The following is a 10,664-nucleotide window of genomic DNA, read 5'->3' on the forward strand; positions in this document are numbered from 1 at the left end:
GGCGGGCGTGCCGCTCGCCTTCGGCTCGGACACGCCGGTGGAATCGCCCGATCCCTTTGCCGGGCTGGCTGCCGCAATCACCCGCGAAGGCGCCGACGGCCAGCCTTTTGGGGGCTGGCAGCCCCAGGAGCGGCTTGGCAGGACGGAAGCGATCGACGCATTCACGCGCGGCGCAGCCTATGCCGGGTTCGCCGAAGACCGGTTCGGCACGCTGATGCCCGGCATGCGTGCGGATTTCATCCTGCTCGATGTCGATCCGCTGCTCAGCACGCCCGGTGAATTGCGCAGCGCCAAGGTCGTGGAAACCTGGGTTGGTGGCGTTCGTCGCTATCAGCGCGATAACGACCGTTAGGTGTCAAATTTGCGATAGGTTAACCATGGCGAAACTATTCGTTGCCCGGTTGCAACAGCCTGCCACAAAAGCCTTTTTGCCCCGTATTTGGGCCGAAAACCGGCTTGCACGCATGGAACTTTCGGCTTAGTGGGGCATTGAGCGCCGGGAAGAGCTCGTAAAACACTCTTTTCGCAACGGGTTGCAATGTCTTGATTTCAATAGATTAAGACGCAATTTTGAATACGTGACGGAGGCTATAATGAAGAATCGTTTTGCTGTGGCAGCTCTTGCCGCACTCGCCGTCGCCGCAACGCCTGTGCTGGCCCAGACCAGCGTCGCACGCGTTTCGGCTGCTTCGGGTGACGAGAGCGAAGCCGAAGGCAGCACCGGCATCATCATCGGTGTCGTGGCTGCTGCTGCCGTGATCGGCGGTATCGTGATCGCTGCTGACCAGGACAGCGACACCCCGACCAGCCCCTGATTTCGATCAGGAGCCGTCGGGCCGCTCTGGTCCGATCAGTTCAGGAAAACGGGGTCTTCGGGCCCCGTTTTTTTGTGCCTGAAGCGCGCGTCGTGCGCTGCCAGCGATAAGCTGCAGAACAACATAAAAGGCGCTTGACCAAGGTCTTGCCCCTCCCGCTCCGACGCTTACGAAAAAAATTCGCTTCACTGCATTTTTTCGGTGGAACCTAACAGGGGCCGGAGGGTTTTTGCTTCAGGACGGCAGACCAAGCCCCCCCTCCAATGCCGTCCTAAAAAACATGAGCCCGGGCGCGCGATCCTCCCCCCTTCTCATCGCGCCCGGGCTTATATTTTGCCCCTCGCACCAGCACCGAACACGAAGCCTTGCGTCGCTTCGCCAAAATGCGCAGAACAGGCGCATTCGGGTCGCACCGCAACACCTTGCTCGCGCGAACGCGCGCAGCCGGGTGCCGTGAGGGTTTCCGATGCGATCCCAACCGCCATTTCGCGCCAGATCGCTGAAGATCGGGTCCTGGATCCGGCTTGGCTGGGCCTTTGTTCCGGCGACGGCATTGCTCGCTGTTGCAGGCCCTGCGCAGAGCCAGTCCGCCAAGTCGGACATGGCAGCGAGCCAGGCTGCCAAGAGCGCGGCCGATGCGCCCGACACCGATCCGCTCATGGCCGAGATCGAACGCTTTCGCGCGATCGACGCCGAGGCCTTTGCAGCCAAGGATTATGCGCGTGCCGCCGAGGCCTCCGCCAGGGTTTTGGCGCTGGCCGAGCCGCTGGGCGATGACAGTTTCGTCCTGGCGCGCGCGCTGAACGACCATGCGCTAAACCTGATGTTTGCCGGCAAGCCAGTCGATGCCGAACCTATCATGCGCCGGGCGCTGACGCTTTACGCCGGGCAGCTCGGCGCCGACCATCCCGAAACGCTGAAGGCTGAGGCCAATCTGGGCGCGGTGCTGTTCAATGCAGGCCAGATCGAGCAGGCCGCCACCGCCTATCGTACAGCCCTTGACGGCTTCCGCGGCAAGCTGGGGATCGACGACCCGACGACCCGCGATGCGGCCGCCAATCTCGTCGACATGCTCTACCGGCTGGCGCGCCGGGACCAAGCCATTCCTGTCCAGGCCGAGCTGCTCGACAGCCTGAAACGCAATCCCGGCCCGGATCACCCCGATACCTTGCTGCAGCAAAAGGTGCTGGCCACTCTCCAGATCGAGATGGGCCGGTATGAGCCGGCGCGAGGCCTGTTGCGCGATGCCTTGCCGCGTGTCGAGACGGCCCTGGGCAAGACCCATCCGCTGGCGACCGAAATTCTGGCCATGCTCTCGGTCACCTACGAACGCGTCGGCGATTATGCAGGGGCGGAACCCCTGGCCCGCGAGGCACTGTCGCGCGCGCGCGAAGCTGCAGGACAGGACAGCCCCTCGACATTTCTCGCCAATGTCGCCCTGGGCAATATCCGCATCGCGCTGGCGCGTTTCGCAGAGGCCGAAGCCGATCTGAAGCCTGCCTATCAGGCATCGCTGACCAACCCGGGGGAAGCGAGCGAACTCAGCCTGGCGCTCGCGCGTTCGCTGGCCACGGTCTATCTCAATACCGGACAGTTCCGCGAGGGCACCGCCATCATGGAACGCGCGACCGAAGTGGTGAAACGCCATTATCCGCCGACCAACAGCTTTGCCCATGTCATTCCGGGCACCCTGGTCTCGCTGCTGCTGGCATCCGGGAGGTACAGCGAGGCAGAACCGATCAGCGCGGCCTTGCTTGCCGACATCCGCAAGGTGCGCGGCGTCGACAATCGCGATGCGATCAACGTCGCTGCCAATCACGCGCTGCTCCTCACCAACATGGGCCGCTATGCCGAGGCCGAAGCGCTGACCGAGGAAATCTATCCGCATCAGCTCGCGCAACTGGGCCGCGATCATTCCGAGACGCTGTCCAACCGCAACAACCTGGCGCTGATCCAGATCTATCGCGGGCAGTATACCGAAGCGGAAGCGCTGCTGCTCGAGACCCAGGCGCTCGCGCTCGAACGCTATGGGCGCCAGCACCCGATCTGGCAGGGAACGGCCGTCAATCTCGCGCTGGTGCTGGTGCAGCAACGGCGTTACGCCGAGGCCGAAGCGGTCTATCAGGCAAGCCTCGATGCGCTGACCAAGGCTTTGGGGCCCGACCACGTCTCGGTGCTGCAGACCCGCGCCAACATCGCCGACATGAGGCTTCAGCGCGGCGATTTCGCCAGCGCTGCGGACATTCTGGCTTCGGTGCTGGAACGGGGCGCCGCGCAATCGGCGCAGCAGAGCCAGTTGCTCATCCTCGCCCGGACCAATCTGGGCATAGCGCAGCTGCTGCTTGATCGCCCGAAAGAAGCCGAAGCCAATCTGCGCCAGGTCGTGGACCTTCCGTTCGAAACCCTGCCCCGCGATCACCCGCTGCGCTTTGCCGCGCAGTCGCGGCTGGCGCTGGTCTATGCCCAGCGCGACGATTATGCGGCCGCAGATGCGATCTATACCGATCTGTCGCAAAGCCAGATCGCGGCCTTCGGCCTTTCCCATCCCAACAGCCTCGACACGCTTTCGATCCTGACCCGCGCCCGGATTGCCAACAGCGCTGCCGGCACCGATCGTCTGACCCCCGCCCGGATGCTGCTCCAGGGACTCGCCGAGCGCATCGGTGCCGCCGACAATGGCCTGGGCGGAGAAGCGCAGAGCACGCGCGACCGCGCCAATCTGGCCGACTATTACAGCCGGGCGGTCGATGCGATGTGGCTCGCCCGCAGCCAGGACCTTGCGACGATCCGCGGCGAGGCCTTTGCCGCGCTGCAAGGCGCCATTGCGGGCGGCGCCAATGACGCCATCGCGCGCATGGCTGCGCGCGGCTTGGCCGATAGCATCGATCCCGCGCTGGGCGATCTGGTGCGCGAACGCGAGATGCTGGCCAGCGGCTGGACCGAGAATGCCCGTAAATATAACGAGGCGCTGGCCAGTACCGCACCGGGCGCGGCAGAATTGCGCACCAACCTGCTGGCAGGCCGCAAGTTCATGGTCGATCGCATCGCCGCGATCGATCAGACCCTTCGCCAGCAGTTTCCGCAATATTTCGCGCTGGTGCGGCCCGAGCCGCTGTCCGAAACCCAGGCCGAGCAGCTGCTGGGCACCGATGAGGCGGCGCTGCTCATCGTGCCCAGCGACAAGGGAACGCATATCTTTGCGGTCAGCGCGGCGGGCACGGTCTGGCACAAGGCGGATGCGGACAGCGCCGAGATCGCTGCCAAGGTTCGCCGGCTGCTATGGGATGTCGGCGCGAACGTGAACGTCGATGCGGTCGAGGATGCGCAATGGTCGAACGAGGGTGACGGCGCCTATCCCTTCGATCGGGGCACCGCCTTTGCGCTCTATGAGGCGCTCATCGCCCCGGTGGCGGAGACGATCAGGGGCAAGCGCCACCTGTTCATTGCCGCAGGTGGTCCGCTCTCGTCGCTGCCCTTCGGCATGCTGGTCACCGAAAAGCCCGAAGGCGCGGACGGTGACCCCGCCAATCTGCGCGCAACCCGATGGTTTGCCGATGCGCATGCGCTGATCCAGATACCGTCGCTGCAATCGCTCAAGTTCCTGCGCGACAAGCGCGCGACGGCCGCGACAAACCGGGCGGCCACGCGCCAGCCGTTCATGGGCTTTGGCGATCCGGCACTCGACGGCCAGGCGGTACAGCGCGGCAGCGCGGGACGCGGTGCGTTCGTCAAGGGCCAGGGCCGCGATCCCCGCCGGGCGCGGCCACAGGGTCTCGCCGCCGCGCAGGCGTTCCTGCCGGGCACCACCCGCTCGGGAGGCGGCATTGCCAATATCGCAGCACTCAAGTCGATGGCGCGGCTGCCGGGCACGGCGCAGGAGCTGGCGGCTATGCGCACCGCATTGGGGGCAGAGCCCGCCAGCGTGATCACCGGACAGCAGGCGACTGAAACCAATGTCCGCAAGGCAAAGTTGTCCGACGCCCGCATCGTGGCGCTGGCGACGCATGGGCTGATGGCCGGCGAGATCCAGGGCGCGGCCGAACCCGGGCTGGTGTTCACCCCGCCCGATGCCGCCAGCGAAGTCGATGACGGGCTGCTGACGGCCTCCGAGGTCGCGGGGCTGAAGCTCGATGCCGATTGGGTTATCCTCTCGGCCTGCAACACGGCGGCGGGTGACGGATCGGAAGGCGCGCCCGGCCTGTCGGGGCTGGCGCGCGCGTTCTTCTATGCGGGGGCGCGCAACCTGCTCGCTTCGCACTGGCCGGTGCGCGACGATGTGGCCGCGAAGATGACGGTGCGCACGATCGAGATCGCGCGCGACAACCCTGCCCTCTCCCGCGCGGAAGCCTTTGCCCTGGCGATGCGCGAGATCCGCAACGACGCCAGTCAGGATTCGGACAGCGACACGCTCGCCCATCCCAATGCCTGGGCGCCCTTTACCTTGATAGGCGACGGGGCGCGCTAGACGCAGGCGCGCGTGCGGGCTAGTCGGTAGGGCATGACCGCAACCCCTGCCTGGCCGCCGCGCTCTGCCCCGCGCCTGTTCACCGATCAGCCGCTTGCCACGGGCGGAGCGCTGCGCATCGAAGGCAATCAGGCGCATTATCTGCTCAACGTCATGCGCCTGCCCGAAGGCGCGGCGGTCAAGCTGTTCGACGATGTCAGCGGCGAATATCTCGGCCGGGTAAGCGCGCGCGGCAAGCGCGACCTGATGATTGACATCGAGGGCCAGACCCGCCCGCGCGAGGCGGCGCCCGATTTCTGGCTGTGCGCCGCGCCGATCAAGAAGCCGCGCTTCGACTTTCTCGCGGAAAAGGCCTGCGAGCTGGGTGTCGCGCGCTTCGTGCCAGTGCTGACCGAGCGCGCGGTGGTCGACAAAGTCAAGGACGACCGGCTGCGCGGCACGATGATCGAGGCGGCCGAACAATGCGAGCGTACCGCGCTGCCCGAGATCGCCCCCCTTACCCGGCTCGATGCGCTGCTCAAGGGTTGGCCCGAGGGACGGCACCTGTTCTTTGCCGACGAACGGCTGCACGATGGCAGCGGTGCATCGCTGGGTGCAGCGCTGGCCGCACACCGGGGGCCAGCGGCAGTGCTGATCGGCCCGGAGGGCGGCTTTACCGATGCCGAGAATGCGGCGATCCGCAACCATCCCGCCGCCGTGCCGGTGTCGCTCGGCCCGCGCATCCTGCGCGCCGAAACGGCGGCGATTACCGCCACAGCCGTCTGGATGGCGGCGAATGGCGATTGGGGCACTTGATTGCCTGCGCTTTGACACCATTACACATTTTAAAGCTGGCATGGGTTGCAAGGCGCAACTAAAGCACCGGCGACACGATATTCAGGGGTTCAGGGCGCAGATGAGTACACGTTCCACGACGGATCAGGACGATCCGATCATCACCTCGATCGCGCAGCTTGCAGAACCGATGGCCGCAGGTGAAAAGCCCAAGGAGCGCTGGCGCATCGGCACCGAGCACGAAAAATTCGTCTTCTGCCGCAACGATTTCCACGCGCCCAGCTATGACGAGCCCGGCGGCATCCGTGACCTGCTGATGGCACTGACCGAATTCGGCTGGGAGCCGATCGAGGAGCGCACCCCCGATGGCGGCAGCAACGTCATCGCGATGCGCGGCCCCGACGGCACGGTGAGCCTCGAGCCTGCCGGTCAGCTCGAACTGTCGGGCGCGCCGCTCGAGAACCTGCACGAAACCTGCGCCGAGACCGGCCGTCATCTCGCCCAGGTCAAGGCGATCGGCGACAAGACCGGCAAGGGCTTTCTGGGCCTGGGCATGTGGCCCGACAAGACCCGCGCCGAGCTGCCGATCATGCCCAAGGGCCGCTATGGCATCATGCTGAACCATATGCCGCGCGTCGGCTCGATGGGCCTCGACATGATGCTGCGCACCTGCACGATCCAGGTGAACCTCGATTATTCGAGCGAAGCCGATATGGCGAAGAAGTTCCGCGTCGGTCTGGCGCTGCAGCCGCTCGCAACCGCGCTATTCGCCAACTCGCCGTTCACCGAAGGCAAGCCCAACGGCATGCTGTCCTACCGCAGCCATATCTGGTCGGACACCGACCCCGCGCGCACCGGCATGCTGCCGTTCGTGTTCGAGGACGGGTTCGGATACGAGCGCTATGTCGAATACATGCTCGACGTGCCGATGTATTTCGTGTTCCGCGACGGGCTGTATATCGATGCGGCGGGGCAGAGCTTCCGCGATTTCCTCGAGGGCAAGCTGCCCGCCCTGCCCGGCGAGCGCCCGACGCTGAGCGACTGGAACGACCATCTGTCGACCGCCTTTCCCGAAGTGCGTCTGAAGAGCTTCCTCGAGATGCGCGGCGCCGATGGCGGCCCCTGGAGCCGCATCTGCGCGCTTCCCGCGCTCTGGGTCGGTCTGCTCTACGACCAAGGCGCGCTCGATGCAGCTTGGGATCTGATCAAGGGCTGGAGCATCGAAGAGCGCCAGGCGCTGCGCGATTCGGTGCCGAAGCTGGGTCTCGACGCGCCGATCGCGGGCGGGCGCAAGTTGCGCGACATTGCAGCGGAGGTGCTAGACATCGCCTCGTCCGGCCTGGCATCGCGCGCGCGGCTCAACAGCAGCGGCGACAACGAGACCGGCTTTCTCGAACCGCTGCGCGACGTCGTCGCGCGCGGCAAGACCCCGGCGGAAGACCTGCTCGCGCTCTATCACGGCGAATGGGGCGGCGACATCAGCAGGGTCTATGGCGCAATGCAGTTCTGACACCCATCTCTCTCCCTTGAAGGGAGAGGGTTCTGCAATCTTCACTCATTCCCCGTCACCCCCGCTAAGGCGGGGGTCCAGCTTCTGCGTGGGGCGGTTGAAGGAAGCGGGATTCCCGGGTTCGCGGGAATGACGAGAATGGATCAAGCCCGCGCCATCTGCCCCGCACCGCCCGGCAGCCGCGCCATCAGCAGCAGGTACCAGCCGAGCAGCACCGTATTGGGGATCGCGTTGCGCCAGAAACCGGTGGCGACCGAAAGCGAACTGTCGACCACGAACCACAGCAGCACCGACCAGGTCACCATCCGCCACAGCTTCTGCGCCTGCGGGGCCGACAGGTCGGGTGTGATCCGCGCCACCGCCAGCAGCGTCGCACCCCAGCCGAGCGACACCGCGCCCATCAGCGCGATGCTGAACCGATGCAGCGAATCATAAGCGATCGGGGTTTCCGCTCCCAGCACCTCGAGCAGCAGCGTCATCGCCCCGTCGGTCGCAGCAAAAGCGCCCGAGATGAGCAGCAGCCCGAAGGCGATCACCCCGCCGCACCAGAGGCTCATCTGCGTTGTCCAGTTCGTCATGCTATTCTCTCCCGGTTCGTCCAATGCCCCGATGATGAACGAGGCGCGGACGGCAAACAATTACGTCTCAGGTCATCACGCTGCATCTTCTGCCATCGGAGCGCGTTAGAACGGCCTATGCGAATCCCCAATATCCTGAGCTGGGTGCGGCAGAGCCTGGTGCTCGCGCTGATCGCCTGCGCGCTGCTCGTCGGCTGGCTGCTGCTCAAGCCGGGGCGCGAGGACCTGCCCTGGACGCCGCTCAGCCTCACCGACCCGATCGGCATGGCGACGCGCGGCAAGATCGTCGATCTGACCGGCCAGCGCGACCAGTGCCTGGCGCTGCTCGAAAGCTCGGGGCTGGAATTCACCCCGCGCGAACCGTTCGGCGCAGACCAGTGCCGGGTCGAGGATGCGGTGCGCGCGAAGGCCGGGCAGACGCTGCTTCCGCTCGCCCCGGCATCGGTCTCCCCCTCCTGCCCGATGGCGGTCGGGCTGCTGCTCTGGCAGGCGCAGGTGGTGCAGCCTGAGGCGCAGGCGATCCTGGGCAGCAAGGTCACCAATATCGAGACGTTCGGCAGCTATTCGTGCCGCCGCATGTATGCGCGCGACGACGGGCCCTGGAGCGAGCATGCCACTGCCGATGCGCTCGACGTCAGCGGCTTCGTGCTGGCCGACGGGCGGCGGATATCGGTGCTGAAGGACTGGAACGGCGATGGCGATAATGCGCGCTTCCTGCGCGCGGTGCGCGATGGTGCGTGCGACCTGTTCGCGACCACGCTTTCGCCCGATTATAACGCCGCGCATGCCGACCATCTGCATCTCGACCTTGCGAACCGCGGCACGATGAGCTGGCGCGCCTGCCGCTGATCACTCGCGCCCGGCGCGGATCGCCGCTCCAGCAGCGATCGGACAGATGACGGTGAGCAGCAGGCTGGCGGCGGCAAGCAGCAGCAGCCCGTTCTGGCTGCCCGGCGTGAGGCTGCCCGCGCCGAAGATCAGCAGCGGCACCGCGAGCGGCAGGAGCAGCAGCCCGCCCAGCGCCGCGCCGTGACGCAAGCCAGCGGTGAGCGCGGCGATCATCACGCCGAGGGCCGCGAGCGCTGGCGTTGCGCAGGCCAGGCCGATCTCGACGATGATGAGCTGCTCCGCGCTCTGTCCCAGCAGCCCGGCGGAAATGATCGCGGCGAGCATCAGCGGCGGGCCGAAGCTCAGCCAGTGACCGATGGTCTTGGCGAGCGCGATCAGCTCTTCTGACAGGCCACGCACGACATATTGGTCGATCATCCCCTGGTCGACATCGGCCTGGACCAGCCGGTCGATCGGCAGGATGCTGGCAAGCAGTGCCGCGACCCAGATCACCCCGCCGCCGGTGCGCCCGAGCAGCTGCGCATCGGGGCCGACCGCGAAGGGATAGATGGTCGCCACCGCCAGGAAGAAGATGATCGGCATCACGAACCCGGCGCTGCCCCGCGCGCCGCCGCCCAGGCCGAAGGCGAGCATGAGTTCGCGGCGGATGAGCGTGCCGAGCGCGCCGATCATGCGGGCTCTTCCGGGGCCGCAACAGGCACGAAATCGGCGAGCGGCAGCGTCTGTGCGTCATCGAGCGGCAGCGGCTGGTGCGAGGCGGCGAGCACGATGCCGCCCCCTGCCCGGTGCCGCGCCATCAGATCGCCCAGCCGCGCGATCGAGGCGGTGTCGAGGCCATTGGCGGGCTCGTCGAGCAGCCAGATGCCCGCACGCGACAGGCTGATCCGCGCGAGCAGCGCGCGCTTGCGCTGCCCGGTCGAAAGGAAGCGCACCGGCACATCGGCGAGATGCGCGAGATCGACCGCCGCCAGCGCTTCCGAAATATCGGCATCGGCGCTGCCATCGAGCCGCGCCCAATGACCGAGCGCGCGCGCGAGCGGCTGGCCAGCATCGAGCGCGACCTTCTCGTCGGCAAGCGCCATGCGCCCGCTGGACGTCACCGCTCCGGCATAAGCCGGAAGCAATCCGGCTATGACGCGGATCAGGCTCGATTTGCCGAGGCCATTGGGACCGGTGACATGGCAAGCCTCCCCCGCCCCCAGCTTCAGCGAAACGCCGCGAAACAGGATGCGCCCGCCGCGCAGACAGGCAAGGCCGACGCATTCCAGCGCGGCGCTGCTTTCAAAGCCCTTGGATATTGCAGCATCTTGCGCCATCTGCCCCCGGATGGCGCATTTGCCGCCCGCTGCCAAGAGGAGACGATGATGGTCCGCAAACTGGACGATGCCGAACGCGCCGAAGCCCTGGCCAGCCTGCCCGAATGGACCCACGAACCGACCCGCGACGGCATCACCCGCCGCTTCAGGTTCGACGATTTCGCGCGCGCCTTCGGCTTCATGACCAGCGTCGCGATCCTTGCCGAAAAGGCGGATCATCATCCCGAATGGTCGAACGTCTACAACCGGGTCGACATATTGCTGACCACGCACGATGCCGATGGCCTGTCGCAGCGCGATATCGACCTTGCCCGGGCGATCGACGCGCTCGTCTGAACCTGTCTCTTATACACATCT

10 protein-coding genes are annotated in these 10,664 nt (G+C 66.2%); 7 read left to right on the forward strand and 3 right to left on the reverse strand.

The window, feature by feature from the left end; genetic code table 11:
- The 5 genes from AX735_RS14535 to AX735_RS14555 all read left to right on the forward strand — a co-directional run.
- The coding region (locus AX735_RS14535) for an amidohydrolase family protein (protein ID WP_156447514.1) at positions 1 to 352 on the forward strand (352 nt) is incomplete at its 5' end.
- A gap of 241 nt (positions 353 to 593) precedes the next feature.
- The gene (locus AX735_RS14540) at positions 594 to 815 is read left to right on the forward strand and encodes a hypothetical protein (RefSeq protein WP_060977665.1); all 222 of its coding nucleotides are present in this window, start codon (positions 594 to 596) and stop codon (positions 813 to 815) included.
- Positions 816 to 1,281: 466 nt separating this feature from the next.
- Positions 1,282 to 5,280 carry a tetratricopeptide repeat protein gene (locus AX735_RS14545; RefSeq protein WP_066281776.1) on the forward strand — a complete coding sequence of 1,333 codons (3,999 nt, stop codon included), beginning with the start codon at positions 1,282 to 1,284 and terminating at the stop codon, positions 5,278 to 5,280.
- Positions 5,281 to 5,313: 33 nt separating this feature from the next.
- On the forward strand, positions 5,314 to 6,075 hold the full coding sequence (locus AX735_RS14550) for a 16S rRNA (uracil(1498)-N(3))-methyltransferase (RefSeq protein WP_066281779.1): 762 nt from the start codon (positions 5,314 to 5,316) through the stop codon (positions 6,073 to 6,075).
- 100 nt (positions 6,076 to 6,175) lie between these two features.
- A complete protein-coding gene (locus tag AX735_RS14555; RefSeq protein WP_066281783.1) occupies positions 6,176 to 7,564 on the forward strand; it encodes a glutamate--cysteine ligase in 1,389 nt (462 codons plus the stop codon).
- A 143-nt stretch (positions 7,565 to 7,707) separates the two neighbouring features.
- On the opposite strand, the gene AX735_RS14560 is transcribed toward AX735_RS14555, so the two are convergent.
- Positions 7,708 to 8,142, reverse strand: coding sequence for a hypothetical protein (locus AX735_RS14560; protein WP_066281785.1), 435 nt, complete (start codon positions 8,140 to 8,142; stop codon positions 7,708 to 7,710).
- A gap of 117 nt (positions 8,143 to 8,259) precedes the next feature.
- On the opposite strand from AX735_RS14560, the gene AX735_RS14565 reads away from it, so the two are divergent.
- Complete coding sequence (locus AX735_RS14565; protein WP_066281787.1) at positions 8,260 to 8,991, forward strand: extensin family protein; 732 nt, start codon at positions 8,260 to 8,262, stop codon at positions 8,989 to 8,991.
- On the opposite strand, the gene AX735_RS14570 is transcribed toward AX735_RS14565, so the two are convergent.
- Together AX735_RS14570 and ccmA are read right to left on the reverse strand one after the other, a co-directional pair.
- The gene (locus tag AX735_RS14570; protein ID WP_023839716.1) at positions 8,992 to 9,663 is read right to left on the reverse strand and encodes a heme exporter protein CcmB; all 672 of its coding nucleotides are present in this window, start codon (positions 9,661 to 9,663) and stop codon (positions 8,992 to 8,994) included.
- Complete coding sequence (gene ccmA, locus AX735_RS14575; protein WP_066281789.1) at positions 9,660 to 10,307, reverse strand: heme ABC exporter ATP-binding protein CcmA; 648 nt, start codon at positions 10,305 to 10,307, stop codon at positions 9,660 to 9,662. The genes AX735_RS14570 and ccmA overlap by 4 nt, the downstream gene beginning before the upstream one ends.
- On the opposite strand from ccmA, the gene AX735_RS14580 reads away from it, so the two are divergent.
- Positions 10,299 to 10,643, forward strand: coding sequence for a 4a-hydroxytetrahydrobiopterin dehydratase (locus tag AX735_RS14580; RefSeq protein WP_273300965.1), 345 nt, complete (start codon positions 10,299 to 10,301; stop codon positions 10,641 to 10,643). The two genes, ccmA and AX735_RS14580, sit on opposite strands and share 9 nt — an antisense overlap.
- Positions 10,644 to 10,664 lie beyond the last annotated feature (21 nt).

The sequence above is a fragment of the Blastomonas sp. CCH1-A6 genome (genome assembly GCF_001556365.1).
GTDB lineage: Bacteria > Pseudomonadota > Alphaproteobacteria > Sphingomonadales > Sphingomonadaceae > Blastomonas > Blastomonas ursincola.